The following is a 26538-nucleotide window of genomic DNA, read 5'->3' on the forward strand; positions in this document are numbered from 1 at the left end:
GATGAAATTTCGATATCATTTCCAGAAAGTTGTTGACCTGAAGAGTAATGAAAAAACACAGGCAGAGTGGATGTTATCCACAGCGATCGGTAGACTTCAGACGGAGGAAGAACATCTGATACAACTTCTTAATGATAGAAGTAATCTGATCGGCATTATCCAATCTGCTACGGAAAATACAGCGTCTGTAAACAGTCTGCAGGAGATGCAGCGTTATGTACATCACCTTGACGAGTGCATTTCACGCAAAAACAGTGATGTTAAACATGCTCAGGTCAATGTGCAACGGAATCAGACGTTTCTGAACGGTAAGATGGTTGATGAAAAAGTATGGCTTGGAGCGAGAGACAAGGCCAAAATCAAATTTCAGCAGGAGATGCTCCTCCGGGAACAGAACGATCTGGACGAGATGGCTACTGTACGCTTCGCTGCCAAAGCCGGACGCGCGAATTGATGTGAGCCGGACGCGAAGTTGTCTCGTGAAGGAGGAATGAACGATGGCTGTTAAAGATGATAGCGACATGGAAAAAGAGTCGGGAGGCGGTTGGGAAAAATTTCTCATGATTTCAATCCCGATTGTATTCACCGTAGTATTGCTAGGTGTACTACTTACGCTATTTAATGTAGATATTCGTAATAATTTGTTTGAATTCGCCAACAAGATACCGGTAGTCAAGGAATGGGTACCTGATCCTGTACTGGATCCGGAGAAGGAGAAGCTGGAGAAGAGTGAGCAGCAGGTTGAAAGTGCTGAAGCCACTATCGAAAAGCTGAAATCCCAAGTAACTGCCAAAGAAACAGAGCTCAAGGCAGCACAGGAAGCGACAAAAACTGAAGCAAAGAAGGCCACGGACCTTCAGAAGAAGTTGGATGATGCGGAAAAAGCGGCTGAAACGGCTACAGCAGCAACGCCGGAAACGGAATCTGATTATCAGAAACAAATCAAAGATTTGGCTAAAATGTATGCTGACATGAGCCCAAGCAAAGCTGCACCGATTTTGCAAAATATGACGAATGAGGAAATGGTATTGTTGTTGAATGCCATGCAGTCATCTGCTCGGACCAAGGTGCTTGAAAAGATGGACCCGAAAACAGCAGCCGATGTCACCATGATGATGAAGGATGCTAAACCGTCCGGGGATCTGGCACTGGATGCGCTGCAATCCAGATTGAAGAAAGAAACCACAGCAACTTCAACTGCATCCACAACCACAAGCAAAAACCTGGATAAAAACCAGCTTAGTCAAACATTTGCTTCGATGTCTGCTTCAAGTGGTGCCAAGTTATTATTGGAAACATACAAGTTGAGTCCTGACAAAACATTGACCATCCTGAATTCAGTAGATGATGCAACACGCTCTCAATTGCTTGAGAACATGTCTTCAGAGGATTCGGTTGAAACTGCAAAAATTTTGAACAGATTAATGGGTAACAAGTAGAACTGATTACTCTGTATAACCGAGAGGAGGTGAAAATAAATGTCGATTGTATATCAAATGGCATCCACAGCATCTGCAAAAGCAACGGGGACAGGTCAGACAACCGGAGCACAATCGAAAGGTTCAGCTGCAGGTGCTAGCGGTGAATTTCTCCAAACTCTTGCACAATCGCTATCTGGAGGAAACACAGAAGGTGATAGTTCAAGCGCTACTGGAAGTTTAACTGCCAATCCGTTGTTGTTTTCCTTTGCTACAAGTGAAGAAGGAGAAGCGGCATCAATCACAGATATACTGAATTCGTTGTTCACTGACTTGGATTCACTTGACGAAGCTTTGGAAAATGACCCAGCTCTACTTGCAGGTTTGCAAACTCTGATTCAACAGCTGTATACACAATTAAGTAATCCTTCAGGTACTAACACAGAAGGTTCCGACGAGTCTTCGAACGGAGCGGAAAGCGTAAAAACAGTACCCGCAATTGAACTGTCGCAGCATCCGGCAGCAGTACGTTTTGTTCTGCAAGATATGCTTACACAATTAGTAGCTGGAATGAATGATCCTGAGAGTAACGTTGCGAAGAACGCTCCTGAATTCAAACATTTGTTACAATCTCTGCAGAGTCAGCTTCAAGAGGCTGGAGTGGATACCACTAGTAACAAAGGATGGACTGAACTGAAATCCATACTGGATACATTGACTGCAGTTAAGGATCAGACTGCACAGGTCGCTCCAAGTACTACGCTTCAAACATCCAAACAGGATTCGGTCATACCACAAGTTCTTGTTGCAGCAGTGGCGAATTCTGGAACCCAGGTAAAAGATGAGGCTGTTACCACATCTGCTTCAAATGCAGGTGGAGAAGTGGAACACTCAACCATCATTACTGCAGGAGAGCTGTCCTTGCGTTCATCAGGTACAACAGCAGGAAAACCGGCTGAACCTGTAATGCAAACATCACAGTTTGCCAAGGAAATGACACAGTTTGTTGTTAACAAGCTGGATATTGTCCAGCAAAAAGGATTTTCCGAGGCGACCATCTCACTTCGGCCTGAGCATCTAGGTAAATTGGATGTTCAAATTACCTTGCAGAACGGGCAGTTGGTTGCACGGTTTATGACTGAACATACGATGGCTAAAGACATGCTTGAACAACAAATGACGCAGCTGCGTTCTTCACTTCAAGCCCAGGGAATTCAAGTGGAACGACTTGAGGTTACCCAGAACAGTTCAATCGGATCACAGATGTATCAGGACGGAGGCCGTCAGCCGGGAAGTAACTCTCAACAACAACGCCGTTCGCGTGAGCGTGAGGAACAATCGGATGATGCTATAGCTACAGCAGGGATTCAAGAAGAATTGCGTAACTGGCGTAGCGAGCAAGTCGAAGGAAATGAATTACAGAGAGATACGTTTAGTGCTAAGGCTTAAATAGAAATGAGGTGAGCATATGGCTAATGAAATTGTTTCAACGAATAATACCTGGCCGAACTATTCGGCAGCCAATAAAGCAACCACAAGTGCTGCAACAAAAGAATTGGGCAAAGATCAGTTTCTAAAAATCCTGATTACCCAGCTGCAAAATCAAGACCCGATGCAGCCGATGGAGGATAAGGAATTTATCGCTCAAATGGCACAATTCAGCTCAGTGGAGCAACTGGTCAATATTTCTACGCAGCTTAAAACATTGAACCAGTCACTTGGTGCTGTATCCGGCATGATTGGCATGGAGGTAAGTTGGCTTTCTTCTAATAAAGATGATAACGGAACTCTTCGTCAGGGTATTGTAGATTCCATCATTGTAAGAGATAGCGTTCAATACGCAAAAGTAGGCAACGACGAGATTAAGCTGGATGAGATCATTCAGGTGAATTATCCAAAACAGGCAGAAGAGAGTCAAACTCCGGTACAGAACGTTCAGGATGTAACCCCTGAAACGAACGAGAGCCAGGAAGTTGAATCATCCGCTGAAACGGGTGATACGGAAGATAGCGGGAAAACGATATGAGTGATCGCATAACGGTTGGACAATTATACGCAGGCCCGATTACACCGAATATGCTTCAAAGACCCAAAACGGGAGAAGCTTCGGCTATACCCGAAAAACCTTTTGCAAAAGTACTGGAAGATAATCTTCTGAAATTGAGCAATCATGCTGCCAAACGATTGGAGCAGCGCGGTATTGAACTCAAGACTGAGCAAATGGAACAGATTGGTTCTGCTTTGGACAAAGCTGCTGCCAAAGGAGCCAAAGAGTCATTGATTTTAATGCAGGATATGGCTTTTATCGTCAATGTCAAAAATCGTACTGTGGTTACAGCTATGGATAGTGAGAGCATGAAGGATAATGTGTTCACTCAAATTGATAGTGCCGTAATCATTTCTTGACCGGCTGGCCCTTCTCGGGAGCCGGAATGCCGCTGACCGACTGATGCGGTAACCAAATGAAGACTGGGAGGATTTTTAAAAATGATAAAATCAATGTACTCAGGCGTTTCCGGGATGCGGGGTTTCCAAACAAAACTCGACGTAATTGGTAACAATATTGCGAACGTAAACACGGTTGGCTTTAAAGGCAGTCGGGTTATGTTCAAAGATATTATGAGCCAAACAACGGCAGGGGTAACTGCTCCTGGCGATGCAAGTGGTGGTGTCAATGCGAAACAAATCGGTCTTGGTGTAACGGTAGGTTCAATTGATACGCTGCATCTGGCAGGTAGCCCAATGACAACGAATAATCCAACAGATCTTCGGATTAATGGAGATGGATTCTTCTTGGTACGTTTGAGTGAAGATCAGGAAATACCTTACCTGACTCGTGCAGGGGATTTCCATGTGGATGCTGCACGTAACCTTTTGACTTCGGATGGATTGTTTGTTCTGGATAACGGTGGTGGAAATATAACGATACCGGATGATGTTGTTTCCTTCACGATAGGTCAGGATGGAACAATTAACCAAACCATGGCAGACGGAACCATCGAAGCGGGTCCACAGCTTGGAATAGGTAAAGTTGTCAATCCAGAAGGCCTTGAGAAAATTGGGGGCAACTTGTACCGTATGACAGCAAACGCGAATCCGGATGGGGCGCTGGAACCATTAACAGCGAACAGTGCTGAGGACGGAACAGGAGCAATCATTGCTGGACAGCTCGAGATGTCTAACGTGGATCTGACAGGAGAGTTTACTGAGATGATTGTAGCTCAACGTGGATTCCAGGCAAACTCCCGGATCATTACAACGTCGGATGAAATACTTCAGGAAGTTGTTAACCTGAAACGTTAATAACTGATTAATGAATTTTTAAAACGTGGAGGAGCTTGCTCCTCCCACTCTGATTAAGGGGGCTTAGCATGATTTCGGTTACGCGGTTAAATGGTTCTCCCATGTGGTTAAATGCGCTGATGGTTGAAATTGTGGAAGAGACGCCGGATACGTATATTACTCTGGTAACTGGAAAGAGACTGATTGTGCTTGAAAAAGCCGCTGACGTTATTTCCAAGATTAAAGATTACAACCGTGAAATCGGGGTTCAGGCAGCCACTATTAAAGTGCAGCAAACGGAGGAATCCTGATGAAAAAAATGATGCCCTGGCTTGCAACGATGTTGCTGGCAATAACACTCATTGTGGTGGTTGTGTTTGTATTTATGCAAGGACAGAACGGGAATAAGGACGACACACATACGGCGGCGGCTTCAGAAGCCAAGAAGATGACTGCGGATGAGATTGTAGAGGTTTCCTCTGAGCTTGGAGAAATTAAAACCAATTTGGCTGATACGGATCATGTTGTAGTTGTCAGCTTTTCATTCAAGTTGTCAGACAAAACAGCCAAAGAAGATTTCGAGAAAATCAAAGAAATTACAGTGAAGCCTATTATCATTCAGACGTTTGCGGATACAAAGTCTGAGGAGCTGGCTACAGCGAAGGGCCGCGTACAATTTAATGAGAGATTGACGGGGCTAATTAATGAAGCTTTACCTGAAGGTAAGTTGAGCAGCACCAGTTTTTCAGCTTTTGTAATGGCGCCAATGTAAATGAACAGAACACGCTGTAGACCTGTAAGGGGGTGAGAACATGGTGGATGTATTATCACAAAATGAGATTGACGCCCTATTAGCAGCCCTTTCTTCTGGTGAAATGGACGCAGAAGAATTGAAGAAGGAAGAAACTCAGAAGAAAATTAGATCGTACGATTTTAAGCGGGCAGTGCGTTTTTCCAAAGACCATATCAGAAGCTTGACTCGTATTCACGAAAACTTTGCACGCTTTCTCACCACTTATTTTTCAGCCCAACTGCGGACGTTCGTTCAAATCAATGTCGTTCAGGTCGAACAGTTGCCTTATGATGAGTTTATCCGTTCTATTCCTAAGATGACGATATTGAACATTTTTGAAGCGGAGCCACTACAGGGACGAATGGTGATGGAAGTCCATCCAAACGTGGGATATGCGATGTTGGATCGCCTGCTTGGTGGAACCGGAATTGCTCCAACCAAGATCGCATCCATGACGGAGATTGAGACGACCATCATGGAGCGGATATTCAGCCGAGCATTTGAAAGTTTGCAGGAAGCATGGAAGACTGTGTTGGATATTTCCCCAAGGATGGAAGCGCTCGAGACCAATCCGCAATTTATGCAGATTGTATCTCCCAATGAGACCATTGCTCTGATCTCGCTCAGTACCAAAATTGGTGACACGACAGGCATGATCAATCTATGTATACCGCATGTCGTTCTTGAACCTATTATGTCACGGTTGTCAACTCATCAGTGGTTTGTTTCGGAGAAGAAAACGAGAGCTCCGGAGGAGTATGATGCTCTAAAAGAGCGTGTAAACAAAGCCAAGTTACCAATCGTTGCGGAATTGGGAGAATCGAGAATTTCAATTGCAGAATTTCTGGGTCTGTCCGTTGGCGATGTCATTACGTTGAACAAACCAGTTGATGAGGGACTTTCCATAAAAGTGGGTGACAAACTGAAATACATGGGCAGTCCGGGGACAATCAAAGACCGTGTGGCTGTGCAAATAGACAAGATTGTCACCGAAGGAGTTGAAGAATTTGACGAGTAAGGATTATTTATCCCAAGAAGAAATCGATGCTTTGCTCAGGCAATCGGAATCGATAAACAGCTCGGAACCCGCTGAAAAGACGGTTGATGATTTTTTGACCGAGCTGGAGCAGGATGCCTTGGGGGAGATTGGTAACATTACATTTGGTAGCGCGGCAACAGCCTTATCCACGCTATTAGGCCTCAAAGTAGATATTACAACACCTAAAGTTTCTATCATTAGTCGAACGCAGTTTGAAGAAGCTTTTCCTAAGCCACATGTTGCCGTTCATGTGAATTACGTGGATGGATTCGAAGGCATTAACTCACTTGTTATCAAGAAGAGAGATGCCCAAGTCATCGCTGATTTGATGTTGGGTGGAGAAGGAAATCCGGTCGATGAAGAACTGAATGAAATCCATATTAGTGCAGTACAGGAAGCGATGAACCAGATGATGGGTTCCTCTGCAACCTCAATGTCCACGATTTTTAATCGTTTTGTGAATATTTCCCCTCCGGGAATCGATATTCTCAATCTGGAGAGTGGAGAGGGTGTAAGTAATCTTCCAGCAGATGAGACACTTATCCAAGTTTCATTTCGTTTGTTAATCGGGGATCTGATCGATTCCAATCTGATGCAGTTGCTTCCAGTACATTTTGCCAAAAGCATGGTAGATATGCTGATTGGAGGCGCTCAGGAGTCAACTGCCAGCGCACCAGTGGCATCAACACCTGAACCTGCGCCAGCAGCTGTACCAGCAACGCCACCACCGGTTGCGGAGCAGCCGCCCGTTCAGCACCAACAGGCTCCACAGGCTCCACAACAGCCTGCTCAGGACTATAACGGATATGGACAGGCCCCGATGGGTATGCCTCAAGGAATGCCGCCACAGCAGCCGTATGGCATGCCACCGCAGCAACCTTATGGTGCACCTCAACATTACGGTGGAATGCCAAATAGGAATGTTAACGTACAACCAGTTCAATTCGCCAATTTGCAAAATGGGGCGTATGGTCAGGTAGACGAAAACAATTTGAATTTATTGATGGACATTCCCCTTAAGGTCACCGTAGAATTAGGAAGGACCCAGAAGCAAATTAAAGATATTTTGGAACTGTCACAGGGTTCGATTGTCGAACTGGATAAGTTAGCCGGGGAACCTGTCGATATTTTGGTGAATAACAAACTGATCGCCAAGGGAGAAGTTGTCGTTATTGACGAAAACTTTGGTGTTCGTGTTATAGATATCGTTAGCCAATGGGACCGAATTCAGAAATTACAATAAGCACAATTTAGGGAGGACTTGAATCAAGATGGCAAACCGAATTTTAGTCGTAGACGACGCTGCATTTATGAGAATGATGATCCGGGACATTTTGTCCAAAAATGGATATGAGGTTGTTGGTGAGGCACAGGATGGCTCACAAGCAATTGAGAAATTTAAAGAGCTTCGTCCGGATCTAATCACAATGGATATTACGATGCCTGAGATGGACGGCATTGCAGCTTTGAAAGAAATCAAGAAGATTGATGCTAACGCTAAAGTAATTATGTGCTCCGCGATGGGTCAACAAGCGATGGTAATCGACGCTATTCAAGCAGGTGCTAAAGACTTTATCGTTAAACCGTTCCAATCTGACCGGGTTATCGAAGCGATCAGCAAGACACTGGGCGTTTAAGAGACATGATGATGGCTCAGGGTGATATTCCAGGAGGAGCTGGCGTGGGAAGTAATTATTATTTACAGCTTGTATGGGTGATTGTTGTCCTGGCCGTCATCCTGGCCCTTATTGTTTATCTGATCCGTTTTCTAAACAAAAGGAATCAGCAAATGTTCCGGCACGGCACAATTCGTACCCTGGGCGGAGTTGGACTGGGGCAAAACAAGTCATTGCAAATTATGGAAATTGGTGGATGTGTATATCTGCTTGGTGTAGGTGAAGACATCCAGTTGATAGATAAGGTTTCGGATCTGGAAGAGGCCCAAAGAATCATTGATTCCTTCGAACGAGATGCTGCTGCACAACAAGGAAATCTCTCACCTCTCATTGCCAAGCTCACAAAACGTTTCCGTAAAGAAGAACCGCCGCGGGAAATGGAACTAGAGGACACAACTTCTTTTCACGAAATGTTTGAATCCAAACTTCGGCAGATGCCTAACCGTAAAGAGAAGATGGAAAAGCTCCTGGATAAAGACAATACTACAGATCGGTCGAGGGATTCATGAAGAAAAAGATTTGGTTAGCGTGTTGTTTATTAGGACTTATCAGTCTGGCATCTGTAACGGTTGCCTTTGCCGAACCCATTCCGAATATTGATATTCAGATTGGAAACGGTGATGGAGGGACACCAAGCACGAGTTCACTGTCCATCATTCTGTTAATTACGGTGCTTAGTATTGCTCCAGCAATGCTTGTACTGATGACCAGTTTTACCCGGATTGTAATTGTGCTCGGTTTTATACGTACATCTTTGGGTACACAACAAATGCCACCCAATCAGGTGCTGGTCGGTTTGGCGCTATTTCTGACACTTTTCATTATGTCGCCGACGTTGTCTTCCATAAATCAGGTAGCGCTTCAGCCCTATCTCCAGGGAGAGCTTACGCAAACCGAGGCACTTGAAAAAGCAGCGGATCCCATGAAGAAATTTATGTTTAGTCACACCAGAGAAAAAGATCTTCTGCTATTTATGAAGTACAATCAGACTGAACAACCAAAGACCTATCAGGATATCCCAATTACTGTTATGGTGCCGGCATATGTAATCAGTGAGTTGAAGACAGCATTCCAGATGGGGTTTATGATTTTTATTCCGTTTCTGGTTATAGACATTGTTGTCGCGAGTACACTCATGGCAATGGGGATGATGATGCTTCCGCCGGTCATGATCTCATTACCTTTCAAAATACTGCTCTTTGTCCTTGTGGACGGGTGGTATCTGGTTGTCAAGTCACTGTTACTGAGTTTTAACACTTGATCCGGAAAGTTAAAGGAGGACGGTCATGACTTCGGAATTTATTATCGGTCTGGCCGGGAAAGCGGTATACACGTCATTGCTGGCCAGCGCACCCATGCTTATACTAGCTCTGGTTGTAGGACTTGCAATCAGTATTTTTCAAGCGACAACTCAAATTCAGGAACAAACATTAGCTTTTGTGCCCAAGATTGTTGCCGTACTTCTGTCAGTACTTTTGTTTGGACCCTGGATCTTAAATATCTTGGTCGATTTTACGTTTAACATTCTCGATAATCTATACAGATACATAGGGTAGGCTTTAGCAGATGGAGACATTGTTGCAAAGTTTCCCTGTCGCTCTGCTTATGTTTTGTCGAATCACATCATTTTTTGTAACTGCGCCAGTTTTTTCGGCTCGAAATGTGCCGGCTTCAGTTAAAATAGGTATCTCTGCATTTGTCACATTATCTGTCTATCTGATTTACGGAATAGACCAGACCGTACCCACAGACCTGAGTTATGTCTTATTGATCATCAGAGAGATTCTAATTGGCCTGCTTTTAGGTTTTGTGGCTTATCTGTTGATGACGGCAGTTCAGACTGCGGGGACCTTTATCGATCTACAGATCGGTTTTGGTATGGCCAATGTATACGATCCAATGACAGGTGCTTCAGCTCCACTTACGGGTAACTTGAAGTATGCATTTGCTATGCTTCTGTTTCTGACGATGAATGGTCACCATTATTTGCTGGATGCGATAGTTTACAGTTACCGGTGGGTACCATTATCTAATGTGTTTTTCATACGGTTGGCAGATGGAAGTATTGCTGAATTTTTGATTCAGACCTTAGGTCAATCATTTATGCTGGCTTTTCAGATGTCGGCTCCGATTGTAGTTGCGTTGTTTTTGACGGATGTTGGATTGGGTTTTTTGGCCAAAACTGCTCCTCAATTTAATGTATTTGCAGTTGGGTTGCCGCTTAAGTTACTCGTTGGTCTTGCTATTTTGCTTTTGCTGGTTCCCAGTTTCTCCTTTGTATTTAGTCAATTGTTCGAAGCGATATTCAGATCGATGGAAAAATTGCTTGGAACCATTGGACAAAGGCCCGGCTGAGTGAAACGGAGGAAAAGACACGGATGAAACTTCAACTCGACCTCCAGTTGTTTTCAGGGGAGAAGACGGAGAAAGCTACCCCGAAAAAGAGACAGGATACACGAAAAAAAGGACAGGTTGTAAAAAGCGCTGAACTATCTGGCGCATCCATTCTCCTAATCGTGTTTTTGATCATGATGGTATTCAGCAATTTCTATAAAGAACGTATAGTTCGTCTGTTTACAGATATCTTCATCAATCGATTGAGTATGGATATCACCGGAGAGAATGTGATGGCGCTTATGATGCGCTATGGCATTGAAGTTTTGTTATTGATCGCTCCCGCTTTGCTGGGTGCGTTACTGGTTGCTTTGATTGTTAACTACATGCAAGTTGGTTTTCTTCTTGTAGGGGAAGGATTGAAGCCAAAACTTGAGAAACTGGACCCGATTAAAGGTTTCAAAAATATATTCTCTCTCCGCTCATTAGTGGAATTTGCTAAATCCATTTTAAAAATGTCGATTATCGGTTATCTCGTTTACAGTACAATTAAAGGCTACCAGTCAGATATTGCTTCACTTTCTCATTTTTCATTGGATGCTATTTTACATTTCGCTGCGTCGATCACTTTAAGTCTTGGTATCAAGATTGCAGTGGCATTAATGATACTTGCGATATTTGATTACATGTATCAGAAGTATGACCATGAGAAGAAGATTCGTATGTCCAAGCAAGACATCAAAGACGAGTACAAGAAAATGGAAGGTGATCCGCTGATCAAAGGTAAAATCCGGGAACGCCAGCGTCGTATGGCTATGCAGCGTATGATGCAGGAAGTGCCAAATGCGGATGTAATCATCACGAACCCGACCCACTTTGCGGTTGCGCTAAAGTATGAAGGTTCTGAGATGGAGGCACCACAGATTATTGCCAAAGGTCAGGATTATGTCGCCTTGCGAATTAAGGAAATTGCCAAAGAAAACGGTGTTATTACGATGGAAAACAAGCCGCTGGCACGGGCATTGTTCCAGAGAGCCGAGATTGGTGACGCTATACCGGCCGATTTGTTTCAAGCGGTAGCTGAAGTGCTGGCTTATGTATATAAACTAAAGGGCAGAACGAAATAAAAGGGGATCGGAGGCCGTACATTCATTGAAGATTAAAGATATAGCTGTCCTTGCGGGTATCATTGGCATTGTGTTGATGATGATTCTTCCGATCCCAACCTGGCTGTTGGACTTGTTGCTGGTCGTCAATATTTCAATTGCACTGATGATACTCCTTGTTGCAATGAACAGCAAAGAAGCGTTGCAGTTTTCTATCTTTCCAGCTTTGCTGTTGATCACTACACTATTCCGACTGGCTCTGAACATTTCGACTACCAAGCTAATTCTTGGTGATGGGGATGCTGGAGCTGTAGTTGCTACCTTTGGTAGCTGGATTGCTGGAGGGCAAATTGCAATTGGATTTATCGTGTTTTTGATCCTCGTTGTCGTTCAGTTTATCGTTATTACAAAGGGGTCTGAGCGCGTAGCTGAAGTTGCTGCCCGATTCACCCTCGATGCGATGCCTGGTAAACAAATGAGTATTGATGCGGATCTGAATGCGGGTCTGATCAACGAGCAACAAGCTCGTGAGCGTCGTTCCAAAATTGAACGTGAAGCCGATTTCTATGGAGCGATGGATGGAGCAAGTAAATTCGTAAAAGGTGACGCAATTGCAAGTATTATCATCCTCCTGATCAATCTCATTGGTGGATTTATTATCGGTATGACTGTGCATGGGATGGCTTTCGCAGATGCGATGGCAACGTACTCTGTACTGACTATCGGAGATGGATTGGTAAGCCAAATCCCTGCTCTGCTTATTTCCACAGCAGCAGGACTTATCGTCACCAGAGCGTCATCAGAAGGAAACCTGGCAGATGATATTACGGGGCAACTGTTTACATATCCAATACTAATTTATATCGTAGCTTTCGTTATTGCCATGCTCGGTTTCTTCACACCAATTCATGTTATTACTACGCTTCCGTTGGCAGGTGTGTTGGCATATGCCGCGTGGCGTATGCAGAATAATCTGAATTTGAAACAAGTAGCGGAAGAACAGTTGGAAGAAGAACAGCAGATTGAAGAGGTTAGAAGTCCTGAAAGTGTAATTAACCTGCTTCAGGTGGACCCTATTGAGTTTGAATTTGGTTATGGTTTAATCCCGCTTGCTGATAATCAGCAGGGTGGGGACTTATTGGATCGGATCATTATGATTCGGAGGCAGTGTGCTCTTGAACTGGGGTTGGTCGTTCCGGTTATACGGATTCGAGATAATATCCAGCTCAGACCCAATGAGTATGTTATCAAAATCAAGGGTAATGTGGTAGGTGGCGGAGAACTGTTGTTGAATCATTACCTTGCCATGAGTCCTGGCTATGATGAGGAGTCTGTGACAGGTATTGAAACGACGGAGCCTGCTTTTGGGCTTCCAGCACTATGGATAGATGAAGTGACCAAAGACAGAGCCGAACTTGCAGGATATACGGTTGTTGACCCACCTTCCGTTGTGGCTACACATCTGACGGAACTGATTAAGAAACATGCGCATGAGTTACTTGGAAGACAAGAGACAAAAGCACTTGTGGATAATCTCAGAGAGAACTACTCTGCCCTTGTGGATGAACTGATCCCTTCTCTACTTTCCATTGGTGATGTACAGAAAGTGCTTGCCAAGTTATTGCGTGAGAAAATATCTATTCGAGATATGGTGACCATCTTCGAGACACTGGCTGACTATGGTACGTATACGAAAGATCCTGATGTGCTGACTGAATACGTCAGACAATCCCTCTCACGTCAGATTACTCAGCAGTTCTCACAGAAAGGTGAGACACTTCGAGTGATTACGGTTGGACCTGGTCTTGAGAAGAAAATTGCTGAAAGTGTGCAACAATCGGATCAAGGCAGTTATCTTGCGCTAGACCCTGTATCTACACAAAGTGTATATCAGAAGCTCAGTGAACAAGTGAACCGTTTGATTCAATCAGGTCAACAACCTGTTGTATTAACTTCTCCAACCATTCGGATGTATCTGCGTCAGGTTATTGAACGTACTATGCAGGACATTCCTGTGCTTTCCTACAGCGAGTTGGAGCCGAATGTTGAAATTCAAAGTATCGGGGTGGTGAACTTATGAGAGTAAAACAATACGTTGTTGAGACCATGCCCGAAGCTATGCTTCAAATTCGCAAAGACCTGGGAAGTGATGCCGTTATTCTGTCCACCAAAGAGATTAAGGTGGGCGGTGTGATGGGAATGTTTCGCAAAAAACGGATCGAAGTTGTAGCTGCAGTGGATAAGGAAGAAAACAAGCAAACAACAAAGCCAGTACAAAATCAATTCACACCTGTACCTCGTGCATTTGTACCTGAGGCTTATCGGCAAACAGCTCGTTCGTTTGTTGCGGCTTCTGATGAGTCGGTGGCAACGAATACAGCTGATCAAAGTGTACAGGACCAATCTGCGGCTGCACCGTCTGTGTTTGAATCGCGTAATATCGGTTCAAACATAGACAGCGGCTCAGGTTCTTCGAGCACGGATCATAAACCGCGACCGCAAGGGGCGGATTTTTCGGGTTCAACAACTGGTCCGAAGCCAACAGGTTCTGACCTGCAGCAGGATAAGTTGATGACTGAATTGCAGGATCTTAAACAGATGGTGACCAGGCTTTCAAAGCAAGGTACTTCTGCAGACCCTGTGCCAGAGGAACTGCATACGATCCGAGAACGTTTGACAGAACAAGATGTTTGGCCTGAAGTGTGGGAATGCTGGTTTGATTCAATTCAAGCAAAATGGTCTGAGGATGGATTAAAAGAACAAGGTGTAGAGCAAATAGTGAAGCTTGAGGTTATGCACTTTTTGGAGCAACGTATTGAAGAAGGCATTCTTCCTACCACGCGAATCGTCTATGTAGCTGGACCAACCGGTGTAGGGAAAACTACGACAATTGCAAAATTGGCTGCTGAACAAATGTTCAAAAAACAGCGTAAAGTGGGATTCATTACATCAGATACGTATCGGATCTCGGCGGTAGAACAGCTTAGAACGTATGCATCTATACTGAATGTTCCACTTGAGGTGGTGCAATCGCCTGGTGATACACAACGTGCCATTTCTCGATTAGAGAATTGTGATTTGATCTTTATGGATACAGCGGGTAGAAACTACAGAAATGAATTACTTGTTTCGGAACTGCAAAGTTTGCTTGCTCCTGTAGAGAATAGCGAAACCTTTCTGGTCATGAGTATGACTTCCAAAAGTGCTGATATGGTGCAGATCACGGAACATTTCAGTAAATATGGACTGGATAAGGTGATTTTCACCAAAATGGATGAGACTGGGAGCTGCGGTCCGCTATTTAACTTGTTACACCGTTTTCCACTCAAGCTCGCATATGTGGCAAATGGACAAAATGTTCCGGACGATTTGTTGAAACCAGATGCAGATTCGTTGTCTAAACAGTTGCTGGGAGAATGGTCACAATGAAGGATCAGGCAGCTGCACTTCGAAGTATGGTCTCCGCGCCATTGGAATTGGAAGGCATTGAGCGAGATATTCGATCCTCGAAAATCATTACTGTGGCTAGTGGTAAGGGAGGTGTTGGCAAATCCAATTTCACACTGAACTTTGCCTTGGCATTGCAGGCTTTGGGGCAAAAGGTACTTGTATTTGATGCCGATATTGGAATGGCTAATATTGATGTTCTTATGGGTACGTCTTCTTCCTATAATCTTTACCACCTGTTGTACCGACAAAAATCCATAAGGGAAATCATACAACTGGGTGCCAGTGGCTTGCCTTACATTGCTGGAGGATCGGGCATGAAAGAGTTGTTCTCATTGTCTGATCGTGATCTGGAGTTTTTCGCCAGTCAAGTCGAGGATATTGCCCAGGAAATGGATTATGTCATCTTTGACACTGGGGCAGGACTCTCCAGAGAGAATATGAAGTTCATCGGTGCTGCTGATGAATGCCTGATTATAACTACACCTGAACCGACTTCAATAACCGATGCTTATGCTTTAGTCAAAGTTATGCACGGCCAGGAAAATGCTACACCCTTTCGGATGATCGTTAACCGGGTGGAAGACGAACGAGAAGCGGAACGGGTGGCAGAAAAAATAGCTGGAGTGGCGAGGCGGTTTTTGCAGACGGATATTCCGCTGCTTGGGTATATTTCAGAAGACGCCCAGGTAGTCAAGGCGGTTAAAAGGCAAATGCCCTATAGTCTGGCTTATCCCAATGCCAAAGCCTCTAAAGATATAGAGAAACTTGCTCTTCGTTATCTGGCTGTACCTGCAACTCCGGGATCCGGAACCTTGACAGGAATCAGGGGATTTATGAATAAGTGGCTTAAACGAACAACATGATTTCTGAATAAAGGAAACAGGGGTGACACAACATGGCGGCGTATCAAGTATTGGTTGTCGATGATTCCGCTTTTATGCGTAAGATTGTTACGGATTTGATCCAAGCGGATCCGGAATTCAAGGTTACGGCAACGGCATCAAACGGTAGAGAAGCGATTCAAAAATCACTAGAATTGAAACCCGATATTATTACAATGGACGTTGAGATGCCCGAAATGAATGGGTTGGATGCATTAAAATCAATTATGAAGGAATCTTTCGTTCCTGTGATTATGCTCTCTGGTATCAATGAACAAGGCATGAAAGAAACCATTATGGCGCTTGAAGCCGGGGCATTTGACTTCATTCGCAAACCATCTATTTCACATGACCAGGATATTGCTCAAGTTGGTAAAGCCTTGGTTGAGCGCATGCGTGCTGCGATGAATGAGATCAAAAGAAAAGCTGATCGTGAGTTATCCATGAAAAATAGAGACATGTTGCGAGGAGCAGTTGCTCCCCCAACTCAGCCAGTGCAGAAAGAACTGCCGGCTAGGGATCGAGCGGAGCCTGTGAAAAAAACGATCGAACCTGTCGAGACGATTCAACGCTCTCTTCGAGAGCGGACTGAAGCCTTTCAGGCCAAAGCAAAGAAACCAATTGAACCATTGTCACCTTCAAAACCAGGTCGCGTAGAGAATAAACCGGAGCCTTTGCCAAAGGCTGAACGTAATTTGGGGACGAAGGCAGAAAAAGCAGTGAGGTCAGCTAATCCAGTACAGACTCCAAAGGAAGTTCGACTACCTAATGCAGCTAGAGTGGCAGCTGATCAAATAGCGGCAACTTCTGCCTCTGCAAAAGCCAAGGATGTAATCAAGCCTAATCCTGTTCCCAAAGGTGGAGGGGGGCTGGAAGGACCATTCAACAAACTTGTGGCAATAGGTTGTTCTACGGGTGGACCGAGGGCACTCAAGACATTGCTCGAGCAGTTGCCTGCTGATTTGCCTGCACCGGTCATTATTGTGCAGCATATGCCGCCCAATTTCACACGTTCTCTGGCTCAACGATTGAATACATTCAGTCCACTGCATGTGGTTGAAGCTGAAGAGGGCATGGTTCTGAAAAAAGGAACCGCCTATATAGCACCCGGCGGATTCCATGTGAAAGTTAACAAAACAGCAGACGGGAAGTTTATCGTGAAGCTGACTGAAGATCAACCAGTGAATGGCCACAGACCTTCAGTGGATACGATGTTTGAGTCACTTCTGCCGTTTACATCTTTACAAAGGCATCTTGTTTTGCTGACGGGAATGGGAAGTGATGGAGCACGTATGATGAAGAGATTATACGAAGCTGGAGTTACATCAACCTTTGCCGAGAATGAAGAAACATGTGTTGTATATGGTATGCCGCGTTCTGCTGTAGAGCTGCAATGCGTTCGTCATCTTCTGCCATTGCAGGAGATTGCTTCTAAACTTGTTCAAGCAGTGAAATAACGGAGTGTAACTCACGGAGGAGGTGCCTCACAATGGACATGAACCAATATTTATCCATGTTTATTGATGAGTCTAATGATCATCTGCAATCGCTTAACGAAAACATGCTTCAACTTGAAGGCAATCCGGAAGACCTGGGCATAGTTCAGGTTATATTCCGCTCTGCTCATACCTTGAAGGGTATGGCAGCAACTATGGGCTTTGAAGATTTGGCATCACTGACACATAAAATGGAAAATGTGTTGGATCTGGTTCGTAATGAGAAGTTGAAAATGCAGGATTACATTTTTGATACCATGTTCAAGAGTCTGGACGCTTTGGAAACCATGGTTCAGGATATTACCGAAGGTGGACAAGGTAAAGCAGATGTGTCGTCAATCGTAGCTTCACTTCAAGCCATTGAAAATGGTGAAATGACAAACGGAAATGGACCTGCTACAGAAACAAACAAGCCGGCTAACGCTTCAATCTCTTCGGCTGTGGAGCTGGATGAATTCCAATATTCAGTGCTGGATCAGTCGATCGCCGAAGGTCATCGTGTGTTCTACGTGGATGTGCTTGTTAGCGAGCATAGCCAGTTAAAAGGTGTACGGGCTTATATGGTCTTTGATATGCTGGAACGTTCAGGTGAAGTCGTTAAGGCTTACCCATCCGTTCAGGATATTGAGCAGGAGAAGTTTGAGCGCAGTTTCTCGTTGTATTACATAACAACTAAAGAGGCGCACGAACTGGAAGAAGGCATCATGAGTATCTCTGAAATTGAAAGTGCAAAGCTCATTCAACTGGATCAGGAGACTCTTCAGCAGATGGCCAATCAGGTAGCAGCTGCAGTTGAAGCGCCACCCGCACCAACAGCTGTAGCTGAGGTTGCTTCGCCGGATAAGAATTCTGTACCCAAAGAAGAAACCACAACGGCACCAGCTAAAACAGCTGCACCGAAGCAAGCTGCTGCACCTTCACGTACCATTCGTGTGGATATTGAACGTCTCGACGTATTGATGAACCTGTTCAGTGAATTGTTGATTGACCGTTCACGTCTGGAGCAACTGGCCAGTGAAACAGGCAACAATGATTTATCCGATACAGTAGCTCATTTAAGTCGAGTTAGCACAGATTTGCAAAATATTGTACTGAAATTGCGGATGGTTCCGGTAGATACCGTATTTAATCGATTCCCGCGCATGATCCGTGATCTGGCTAAGACACTTGATAAAAAAATCGATCTGGTGATTACAGGTGCTGAGACGGAACTGGATCGTACGGTAATTGATGAGATTGGTGATCCGCTTGTGCATTTACTGCGTAACGCGGTTGACCATGGTGTGGAATCCATTTCAGAGCGTGTAGCCTCAGGTAAACCAGAGATGGGTACAGTAAACCTGCGTGCCTTCCACAGTGGAAATCACGTATTTATCGAGATTGAAGATGATGGTAAAGGTATCTATCGCGACAAGCTTTTGAAAACCGCGATCAAACGTGGTGTTGTAACCGAAGAGCAAGGTGCCAAGATGAGTGACGATGAAGTGAATCAACTGTTGTTCGCACCTGGTTTTAGTACTGCTGATATTATCTCGGATATCTCTGGCCGGGGTGTTGGCTTGGATGTAGTAAAATCGAAGATCACTTCGCTTGGCGGTAATGTTACGATTCATTCAACTCCAGGCAAAGGCACGAACTTCTCTGTTCAGCTTCCGTTGACACTATCCATTATTGCTGCAATGCTTGTACGACTTGGTTCTGAGAAATATGCTGTTCCGTTGTCTTCCATTGTAGAGACGGCCATTGTACAACGTGAGCAAGTTCGTAATATTCACGGCAATAAAATGATCACGTTCCGTGAGTCACTTATTCCGTACTTGTCTTTGAGCGAAGTATTCTCTGTACCGGATTTCAATGACGCTGATGAGCAAGAAACAGAAATTGTCGTGATTCGCAAAGGCGACCGTCTTGCAGCCGTAGCTGTTGAAGAATTTATTGGACAAAGTGAGATTGTTCTCAAATCAATGGGAACCTATCTTCCTGCTATTGAAGGAATCTCTGGAGCAACCATTCTCGGAGATGGGCAAGTAGCCCTGATTCTTGATCCTAATGCATTTATTAAATAAGCATAGAGCTAAGTCTTACATTTAATAGGGAGGTTTTTTACATGGAAGAAGAGTTGAAAGTCATCGTCTTTAAATTGGGTTCCGAAGAGTATGGTATTGAGGTAGACAAGGTTCAGACGATTGAGCGCATGATGCCAATTACCCGTGTTCCCAAGACACTTTCCTTTGTAAAAGGAGTTATTAATCTACGCGGTGTTGTAATTCCGGTCATTGATCTACGCGGTCGTTTCTCCCTTCCGGAAACGGAATACACGGATCAGACTCGTATTGTTATCGTAGGTGTAGACGACATGCAAGTTGGCTTTATCGTAGATTCTGCTAATGATGTTATTGATATCAAAAGCAGTGCGATCGATAGCCCCCCAGAAGTGGTTGGCGGCGTCAAAGCGAGATACCTGCGAGGTGTTGCTAAATTGGAAGATTCACGCTTGTTGATTATGCTCAACCTAAACGAAGTATTAAATAAAAGCGAGATTGTACAGCTGGAAAGTGTTGAGGGCTAGTACCGTGGAGATGTTCAACCGATTTGAGGTATTCCAGATGGATGTGCTCAAAGAGGTCGGTAACATTGGAGCAGGCAACGCCGCAACGGCGTTGTCTCAACTCCTCAACAGACCGATTGACATGGGTGTACCTACAGTACAAATGCTCCCTTTTGAAGAAGTTGCCGAAAAAGTGGGCGGAGATGAACGCATCGTGGTTACCGTGTTTCTTCGTGTAGAAGGCGAAGCACCGGGAAATCTTTTCTTTATGATGACACCAGAGGCTGCTAAAATGTTGTTGAATAGACTTGCCGGGTTTGATCTGAAAGAAGGACTCGATTTTACAGATATGGAACAATCAGCGCTTTCCGAGATTGGAAATATTTTGGCTGGGTCCTATCTTTCTTCTCTGGCAGATTTCACGAAGTTGTCTATGTATCCAACTGTCCCTGGACTTGCCATCGACATGGCGGGTGCCATTCTAAGTTATGGCTTGCTGCAATTTGGCGAGATGGGTGACGCTGCATTGTTGATTGACACATCTTTCTTTGAAGGTGAAGATCAAGTTGAGGGTCAGTTTTTCCTCATTCCGGATCCACCATCCTTTGCAAAGATATTTGAATCGCTAGGGGTGCCACTGAGCTATGATTGAGGACAAAAGCGTCGTTAAAGTCGGTATGGCGGATTTAAACATCGCTCATCTTCCTGGTGTAATCCGTACGACTGGCTTGGGTTCGTGTGTGGGATTAACAATGTATGACCCACATTTGAAGCTGGCTGGAATGGCGCATGTCATGCTTCCTACTTCAGAGATCGCCCGTGAAGGGAAACTGAACACTGCGAAATATGCGGACACGGCGTTGCCTGAGCTTTTGGAAAAGATGATTAAACTAGGCGCTTCTCGCTCACGTATTGTGTCTAAAATGGCCGGAGGCTCTCAGATGTTTGCCTTTGCTGGCGCTGGAGATACAATGCGTATTGGACCAAGGAATGCAGATTCTTGTCGAGAGTGGCTTCAAAAACTCAATATCCCTCTTCTAGCAGAAGATACGGGTGGGAATTATGGACGAACGATTGAGATGGATTGTGAAACTGGACTTTTGACTATTCGAAGCGTACAAATGGGTGTAAAGGAACTATAAGACTATGATAGGAAACTACCGCATTAATCTTGGAGCAGGCATCGTTGGGTTTATTCTTACTTTTTTTGTAGCATACAGCAGCAATGTGCTGATGACCAGTTTAATTCGCGGATTGATCGGATTCGTAGCCTGGTTTGTCCTTGCATATGGTTTACGCTGGGGATTGGGATTGCTGCTGAACCCTCAGATTGAGGGAAATGGGTATGGTTATGATTCACCAAGTGCTCAAGATCAAAGAGGTTCACAGGTGGACATTAAAATCGAAGACGATGGACAAGAGCTGAATGATTTGCTCAAGAGTGGACAGAACGCTTCATCTGGGGACGATCTTCCGCCATCTGAGACGAAAGCTCCAACGGGATTCGCCCCTTTGGATCCGCCTAAACTTGTCCGGACCAAGGATCCGGAGGAATTGGCGCAGGCCGTTCGTCACCTGACAGACAAATAAGGAGGGTGAAAGTAATTGAACGAGCGTAAAGCTTCACATTTGAACCATTCTGATCTGTGGGAAAAGTGGAAAGAACATGGAGATCTTGAAGCCAAGAAAACGTTGATTGAAAAGTATCTTCATATTGTAAATTATGTATCCGGTCGACTGGCTGTTGGTTTACCCAAAAATGTTCCCAAGGATGACTTGGAGAGCAATGGCGTTATGGGGTTAATTGATGCATTGGAGAAGTTCGACTATGAACGTGGTCTGCAATTTGAAACTTATGCATCATGGAGGGTCCGCGGAGCCATTCTTGACGGTCTGCGTCAAGGTGATTGGGTTCCGCGTTCTGTGCGTGAGAAGGCCAAGCGAATTGAAGACGCCTACCAACAGCTGGAACAAAGTTATCTCAGGTCTGTTAGTGATGAGGAAATGAGCGAGTACTTGGACGTATCCACTAAAGATTTTCAACATATGCTTCAGGAAGTGGCAGTCATGTCACTTTGCTCGCTGGAGGACCCAATTCGTGAGGAAGAGTCTGAGACTCGTCTGTCTTTGATGGTGGATGAGAAAGCCAAAAATCCGGATTATAAAGTGAATGAATTTTATTTGAAGGAAGCTTTGGTGCAAGGGCTTGACAAGTTGACGGTAAAAGAGAGAACGGTTGTTTCACTCTTGTATTACGAAGATCTTTCTCTTAGTGAAATTGCTGAGGTTATGTCTCTTTCTCCGTCTCGTATATCCCAGTTACATTCCAAGGCAATATTACGATTACGCGGCACGTTGGACAAACAGAAAGATTTGTTGATGCGTAAAGATTAATAGAGAGAAGTAATATCATTGGAGTTTGGGGAGTGGAAAGTCTAAAAGGGGGAAGAATTGCGGTGACACAGCGGACTGCTTTGGAACAATGTTTAAACATTGTTTTATCGGACGACAAATGCACAGCCTACCTTGAATTTTCCAAAGAGGAAGAAGGCTTTGCTTGCACGATCGATGAACTTGAACAATTTGTGGCAAACAAGGGCATCAAACAAGGTGTATCGCGAGAGGCATTATTACTTTTTGTGAGCAACCCTGAAACCTATTTGAAAGATAAATACAAGATTGCAGAAGGTGTCGCTCCCATTCAAGGAACAGATGGATTCATCAAGGTTCTGGTTGGAATGGACGATACGAATGAACGACGACCACTGGAGTCGGAAGATGGAACTGTCGATTACAAAGAAGTGACCCGGTTAAACAATGTCCGTAGTGGCCAGATCATTGCAGAGCGGATCGCTCCTAGCGATGGCATACCAGGCAGGGCAGTAACGGGTGAGGAAATTCCTTATCGTCCGGGAAAAGAAGCTCGGTTTAAAGTTGGGAAAAACGTTGTGATTAACCCGGATGGTTCTGCGATGTATGCTGCACTGGATGGGCTGGTTACCAAAACGGACGGTAACAAACTGAATGTGTTTCCGGTTTATGAAGTCAATGGTGACGTTGACTACAATAACGGTAATATCGACTTTGTAGGCACAGTTGTCATACGAGGCAATGTACTTACCGGATTTAAAGTAAAAGCAGCAGGTGACATTCGTGTCGTCGGAGGTGTCGAAGGAGCTGAACTGGAAGCAGGCGGCTCAATCGAAATTACCGGTGGTATTATTGGTTATAACAAAGGACTGGTACAAGCAGGCCATAATGTTAAATGTACTTTCATTCAAGAAGGCAACGTAGATGCCGGTGAAGATGTTCTGGTTTCCCAAAGTATTATGCATTCCAATATTCGTGCTGGCCACGGTGTCATCTGTGCGGGAACCAAAGGCCTTATCGTTGGTGGCTCGATCCAGGCTGGTCAGAACGTCTCAGCGCGTGTTGTGGGCAACAGCATGTCCACGGTCACTTCCATTGAAGTTGGTGTGCTACCAAAGCTGCGTAACGAACTCAATGATTTGCGCAAGGAAGTCAGAGAGCAGATGGATTCCTTGGACAAAACGAAGAAAGCTTTGACATTGCTGGATCAATTAGCTGCCGCTGGACAACTAACTCCAGATAAGATGTCGATGCGAATCAAGCTGAATGCTACGCAGAAATCTGCTCTTCGTATAAGTGAAGAAACGAAAATGCGTATCTTTGAAATTGAAAAGGCACTTGAAGATACAAGTAATGCTCGTGTTGATATTCTGAAGATGATTTATGGAGGCTCTAAAATAGTTATCGGCAGATACACGAAATTTATTAAAGATCCAGTGAGTCGAATTTCATTTTATTATCACGATGGTGATATTACGATGGTTCCATACGTTTAAGTACAGCATTCAGGCACAGGAAGAAATCCATTCGAAACCGTGAGGTGAGCGTATGAGTTTCAAAGCAGTGGAGTTGCAGATTGCGGTACCACGAACAAGTGAAGCGGGACGTTATCAAAGTGAAGCCCAGCAGCGACCGATTACGGATCAGAATCTTTTGGCAGAGCAAACGTCGAAAGAAGCAAATGAAGCAAGGCAACGAAGTGAAGCAATGGACGAAACTTCACAGACTTCGGTGCGTGATGGTCATAACCATGATGGGGATCAGCAGAGTGGTTCCGATGGACAGGAGACGGCTCAGGCTCAAGAAACTGTCAAACCTGCAGAGCACCCATACAAGGGAAAACACATAGATCTGTCTTTATAATAAATGGTTGTTATGGACATGCAGTCTTGCGCACCGATGGTTGAATCAGAAGGAGAGAACCCAATTTGTCACCATGGATCATTATTGTCATATTAGGGGCCTGCGCCATCGCCTACGCTTGTATTATGCCTCGGAAAAACAAGGCGCAAGAGCCTGGGCATCAACTGGTGCAGGAGATGGAATCTACGCTTGAACACTACATGACCGAGATCGAAAATGATAATGATGCTCTTATTCAACGTGTGGCTGAAATGAAGGGAGAAGCGACAGCAGCCGATCAACGTATGCAATTGCAACTTCAGGAATTACAGCAGCGGTTGGATCAGCTGGAACAGAGCAAAAAGAATGAAGCTGTCGCATCACCTGTTCCACACTCCGGTAATGTATCCGTACAATCTTCCGAAGGTTTGCAAGCACAATCGCTCGTGAAAAGTGTACAAGCAGAGGCGGCCCAGCAGGCGTTAGAAGCAGACCAACAGACCAGTGAAGCCGAATCTTTGCCTGGGCGTGAATCGATTAAAGATCGATATGCAGAACTCTTTAATCTACATGCTGAAGGTAAGTCGATGGATGCCATATCCAAGCAGACAGGCATTCAGCGAGGTGAGGTACAGTTAATACTGCAACTGGCAGAACGGGAGGAAAGCTAAGTCATGGACAAGCGATCCTTATGGATTGGTCTGGGGAGCGGCATGATTATTGGTGCGGTTTTGCTTCAACTGGCCACAGTTGGACAAAATGCATTGTCGGATAGTAATCTGGACCCCGAGCAGACTGCCAATATGACCAAAGAACAGCTTGAAACGGCCGCGAAAACCTTGGATATGAAGTTGGTCGGTTCTGAAGAGGAACTATACACAGAAGCAGAGTGGGTGGCAAAGAAAAAGCAGGAGAGCAGTGAGTTGCAGGGGAGTACAGCAACACCGCCAGAGACAGCAACCTCTACGGAAACACCTACCGAGCCTGAGAAGCCACAAGAGCCTGCTGCAAGTGAAGGTGAAGGGCAGAAAGAGATAACTGAGCCGAAGACAACAGAACCTGTAACGCCAAGCAATCCGAAAGCCGCAACAGTATCATTTAAAGTACGTTCAGGCAACAGTCTGGCGATCGTTGCAGCAAACCTAAAAACTGCGGGAATCGTAGATGATGCTCAAGCATTCATAAAGGCTGGCAAGGCTGAGCGAATCAATACCAAAATCCAGGTGGGTACCTATGCGCTTGAAAAAGGCGAAAGTTTCAAATCCATCATCGCAAAAATCACGAAAGAACCGTCAAACTGAGCATGCTCGGACAGGACGGTTTTTGCGTATTAAACGGTACATTTTCAAAGCTTGATAATAATTAGCGCCTGAGTTACATATCAAGTTTAAAATGATTCGATACTAGCAAAAAACGAAAAGTAGATTTTAGCTTCAAAGACTGTTGCATCGGACAGTCAGTTATGCTATATTAGATAACGGTGTTAAAACACACGCATGTGCTAATTTTGTTGAGGGTGCTTTCCTTATGGAGAGTCTTGGCGAAAAATGATGCCGGCGGAGGACACAATAAAAACCATATTAGGAGGTGTGTGAAGATGGCAGTAATCTCCATGAAGCAGCTTCTCGAAGCTGGGGTACACTTCGGTCACCAAACTCGTCGTTGGAACCCAAAAATGGATCGTTATATCTTCACTGAAAGAAACGGAATTTACATCATCGATTTGCAAAAAACGGTGAAAAAAGTCGAAGAGGCTTACAATTTCGTTAAAGGAATCGCAGGAGAGAATGGTAAAATTCTTTTCGTGGGTACTAAGAAACAAGCTCAAGATTCTGTTAAAGAAGAAGCTGAACGTGCTGGTCAATTTTACATTAACCAACGCTGGCTCGGCGGTACCCTGACTAACTTCCAAACTATTCAAAAACGTATTGATCGTTTGAAACAGTTGGAAGCTTGGGAAGAAGACGGTACATTCGCTGTATTGCCTAAAAAAGAAGTAATCTTGCTTCGCAAAGAAAAAGATCGTCTGGAGAAATTCTTGGGCGGTATTAAAAATATGAAAGGCCTGCCAAGCGCCCTGTTCATCATCGATCCACGCAAAGAGCGTATCGCTGTTGCGGAAGCTCGCAAATTGGGTATCCCAATTGTAGGTATCGTTGATACTAACTGCGATCCGGATGAGATCGATTATGTTATCCCAGGTAATGACGACGCGATCCGCGCTGTTAAATTGCTGACAGGTAAAATGGCTGATGCTGTAATCGAAGCTAACCAAGGCGAAGAAACTTCCGCTTAATAGATTC

Annotated in this window: 31 protein-coding genes; all 31 read left to right on the forward strand. The window is 44.7% G+C overall.

The annotated features are described in order from the left end of the window. Position 1 precedes the first annotated feature (1 nt). The 31 genes from fliJ to rpsB all read left to right on the forward strand — a co-directional run bounded on the left by fliJ (position 2) and on the right by rpsB (position 26531). Positions 2–454, forward strand: a complete 453-nt coding sequence (gene fliJ, locus PAEAM_RS25465) for a flagellar export protein FliJ (protein WP_100529392.1) — start codon at positions 2–4, stop codon at positions 452–454. 43 nt (positions 455–497) lie between these two features. After that, positions 498–1439 carry a MotE family protein gene (locus tag PAEAM_RS25470; protein ID WP_100529393.1) on the forward strand — a complete coding sequence of 314 codons (942 nt, stop codon included), beginning with the start codon at positions 498–500 and terminating at the stop codon, positions 1437–1439. A gap of 39 nt (positions 1440–1478) precedes the next feature. Continuing rightward, positions 1479–2867, forward strand: a complete 1389-nt coding sequence (locus PAEAM_RS25475; protein WP_100529394.1) for a flagellar hook-length control protein FliK — start codon at positions 1479–1481, stop codon at positions 2865–2867. A 19-nt stretch (positions 2868–2886) separates the two neighbouring features. Next, a complete protein-coding gene (locus PAEAM_RS25480) occupies positions 2887–3444 on the forward strand; it encodes a flagellar hook capping FlgD N-terminal domain-containing protein (protein WP_047842480.1) in 558 nt (185 codons plus the stop codon). Further along, complete coding sequence (locus PAEAM_RS25485) at positions 3441–3824, forward strand: TIGR02530 family flagellar biosynthesis protein (RefSeq protein ID WP_047842481.1); 384 nt, start codon at positions 3441–3443, stop codon at positions 3822–3824. Before PAEAM_RS25480 ends, PAEAM_RS25485 begins: the two co-directional genes overlap by 4 nt. A gap of 81 nt (positions 3825–3905) precedes the next feature. After that, positions 3906–4721, forward strand: a complete 816-nt coding sequence (gene flgG / locus PAEAM_RS25490; protein WP_047842482.1) for a flagellar basal body rod protein FlgG — start codon at positions 3906–3908, stop codon at positions 4719–4721. Positions 4722–4789: 68 nt separating this feature from the next. Beyond that, on the forward strand, positions 4790–5011 hold the full coding sequence (locus PAEAM_RS25495; RefSeq protein ID WP_017689179.1) for a flagellar FlbD family protein: 222 nt from the start codon (positions 4790–4792) through the stop codon (positions 5009–5011). Further along, a complete protein-coding gene (locus PAEAM_RS25500) occupies positions 5011–5472 on the forward strand; it encodes a flagellar basal body-associated FliL family protein (RefSeq protein ID WP_036609360.1) in 462 nt (153 codons plus the stop codon). The genes PAEAM_RS25495 and PAEAM_RS25500 overlap by 1 nt, the downstream gene beginning before the upstream one ends. 40 nt (positions 5473–5512) lie before the next feature. Further along, a complete protein-coding gene (gene fliM / locus PAEAM_RS25505; RefSeq protein ID WP_036609359.1) occupies positions 5513–6511 on the forward strand; it encodes a flagellar motor switch protein FliM in 999 nt (332 codons plus the stop codon). Further along, positions 6501–7775, forward strand: coding sequence for a flagellar motor switch phosphatase FliY (fliY, locus tag PAEAM_RS25510; protein WP_036609358.1), 1275 nt, complete (start codon positions 6501–6503; stop codon positions 7773–7775). The genes fliM and fliY overlap by 11 nt, the downstream gene beginning before the upstream one ends. A gap of 28 nt (positions 7776–7803) precedes the next feature. Continuing rightward, positions 7804–8169 carry a response regulator gene (locus tag PAEAM_RS25515; protein ID WP_017689175.1) on the forward strand — a complete coding sequence of 122 codons (366 nt, stop codon included), beginning with the start codon at positions 7804–7806 and terminating at the stop codon, positions 8167–8169. 11 nt (positions 8170–8180) lie between these two features. Continuing rightward, positions 8181–8717, forward strand: a complete 537-nt coding sequence (locus PAEAM_RS25520) for a flagellar biosynthetic protein FliO (RefSeq protein WP_100529395.1) — start codon at positions 8181–8183, stop codon at positions 8715–8717. Continuing rightward, the gene (gene fliP, locus PAEAM_RS25525; protein ID WP_036609355.1) at positions 8714–9469 is read left to right on the forward strand and encodes a flagellar type III secretion system pore protein FliP; all 756 of its coding nucleotides are present in this window, start codon (positions 8714–8716) and stop codon (positions 9467–9469) included. The genes PAEAM_RS25520 and fliP overlap by 4 nt, the downstream gene beginning before the upstream one ends. A gap of 25 nt (positions 9470–9494) precedes the next feature. Beyond that, the gene (gene fliQ, locus PAEAM_RS25530; protein ID WP_017689172.1) at positions 9495–9764 is read left to right on the forward strand and encodes a flagellar biosynthesis protein FliQ; all 270 of its coding nucleotides are present in this window, start codon (positions 9495–9497) and stop codon (positions 9762–9764) included. 10 nt (positions 9765–9774) lie between these two features. Continuing rightward, entirely contained in the window at positions 9775–10563 is a 789-nt protein-coding gene (gene fliR, locus PAEAM_RS25535; protein WP_100529396.1) for a flagellar biosynthetic protein FliR, read from the forward strand. A 23-nt stretch (positions 10564–10586) separates the two neighbouring features. Then, positions 10587–11669 carry a flagellar biosynthesis protein FlhB gene (gene flhB / locus PAEAM_RS25540; RefSeq protein WP_200904534.1) on the forward strand — a complete coding sequence of 361 codons (1083 nt, stop codon included), beginning with the start codon at positions 10587–10589 and terminating at the stop codon, positions 11667–11669. A gap of 25 nt (positions 11670–11694) precedes the next feature. Beyond that, positions 11695–13728, forward strand: coding sequence for a flagellar biosynthesis protein FlhA (gene flhA, locus PAEAM_RS25545; protein WP_047842487.1), 2034 nt, complete (start codon positions 11695–11697; stop codon positions 13726–13728). Next, positions 13725–15077 (forward strand): flagellar biosynthesis GTPase FlhF, encoded by a 1353-nt coding sequence (gene flhF, locus PAEAM_RS25550; protein ID WP_100529397.1) that lies wholly within the window; start codon positions 13725–13727, stop codon positions 15075–15077. Before flhA ends, flhF begins: the two co-directional genes overlap by 4 nt. Beyond that, positions 15074–15961 carry a MinD/ParA family protein gene (locus tag PAEAM_RS25555; protein ID WP_017689167.1) on the forward strand — a complete coding sequence of 296 codons (888 nt, stop codon included), beginning with the start codon at positions 15074–15076 and terminating at the stop codon, positions 15959–15961. The genes flhF and PAEAM_RS25555 overlap by 4 nt, the downstream gene beginning before the upstream one ends. 32 nt (positions 15962–15993) lie before the next feature. Next, positions 15994–17436: a chemotaxis-specific protein-glutamate methyltransferase CheB gene (cheB, locus tag PAEAM_RS25560; RefSeq protein WP_047842490.1), complete on the forward strand. Its 1443-nt coding sequence runs from the start codon at positions 15994–15996 to the stop codon at positions 17434–17436. A 32-nt stretch (positions 17437–17468) separates the two neighbouring features. After that, positions 17469–19541 carry a chemotaxis protein CheA gene (locus PAEAM_RS25565; RefSeq protein ID WP_100529398.1) on the forward strand — a complete coding sequence of 691 codons (2073 nt, stop codon included), beginning with the start codon at positions 17469–17471 and terminating at the stop codon, positions 19539–19541. A 41-nt stretch (positions 19542–19582) separates the two neighbouring features. Beyond that, positions 19583–20044, forward strand: a complete 462-nt coding sequence (locus tag PAEAM_RS25570; protein ID WP_036609340.1) for a chemotaxis protein CheW — start codon at positions 19583–19585, stop codon at positions 20042–20044. A gap of 10 nt (positions 20045–20054) precedes the next feature. Then, positions 20055–20675 carry a chemotaxis protein CheC gene (locus PAEAM_RS25575; protein ID WP_100529443.1) on the forward strand — a complete coding sequence of 207 codons (621 nt, stop codon included), beginning with the start codon at positions 20055–20057 and terminating at the stop codon, positions 20673–20675. Further along, positions 20668–21165 (forward strand): chemotaxis protein CheD, encoded by a 498-nt coding sequence (locus PAEAM_RS25580; protein ID WP_091031874.1) that lies wholly within the window; start codon positions 20668–20670, stop codon positions 21163–21165. The genes PAEAM_RS25575 and PAEAM_RS25580 overlap by 8 nt, the downstream gene beginning before the upstream one ends. 4 nt (positions 21166–21169) lie before the next feature. Then, on the forward strand, positions 21170–21613 hold the full coding sequence (locus tag PAEAM_RS25585) for a hypothetical protein (RefSeq protein WP_017689161.1): 444 nt from the start codon (positions 21170–21172) through the stop codon (positions 21611–21613). Between the two features lie 15 nt (positions 21614–21628). Beyond that, positions 21629–22417, forward strand: coding sequence for a FliA/WhiG family RNA polymerase sigma factor (locus PAEAM_RS25590; protein ID WP_017689160.1), 789 nt, complete (start codon positions 21629–21631; stop codon positions 22415–22417). Between the two features lie 62 nt (positions 22418–22479). Further along, the gene (locus PAEAM_RS25595; RefSeq protein ID WP_100529399.1) at positions 22480–23889 is read left to right on the forward strand and encodes a DUF342 domain-containing protein; all 1410 of its coding nucleotides are present in this window, start codon (positions 22480–22482) and stop codon (positions 23887–23889) included. A gap of 52 nt (positions 23890–23941) precedes the next feature. Further along, entirely contained in the window at positions 23942–24256 is a 315-nt protein-coding gene (locus PAEAM_RS25600) for a hypothetical protein (protein WP_036609332.1), read from the forward strand. Positions 24257–24321: 65 nt separating this feature from the next. Continuing rightward, positions 24322–24906 carry a hypothetical protein gene (locus PAEAM_RS25605; RefSeq protein ID WP_100529400.1) on the forward strand — a complete coding sequence of 195 codons (585 nt, stop codon included), beginning with the start codon at positions 24322–24324 and terminating at the stop codon, positions 24904–24906. Positions 24907–24909: 3 nt separating this feature from the next. After that, a complete protein-coding gene (locus PAEAM_RS25610; RefSeq protein ID WP_100529401.1) occupies positions 24910–25536 on the forward strand; it encodes an endolytic transglycosylase MltG in 627 nt (208 codons plus the stop codon). Between the two features lie 296 nt (positions 25537–25832). Beyond that, the gene (gene rpsB / locus PAEAM_RS25615; protein WP_017689155.1) at positions 25833–26531 is read left to right on the forward strand and encodes a 30S ribosomal protein S2; all 699 of its coding nucleotides are present in this window, start codon (positions 25833–25835) and stop codon (positions 26529–26531) included. Positions 26532–26538: the final 7 nt, after the last annotated feature.

Origin of the sequence: Paenibacillus sp. GM1FR, from assembly GCF_002803315.1 — a bacterium.
Taxonomy (GTDB): Bacteria; Bacillota; Bacilli; order Paenibacillales; family Paenibacillaceae; genus Paenibacillus; species Paenibacillus amylolyticus.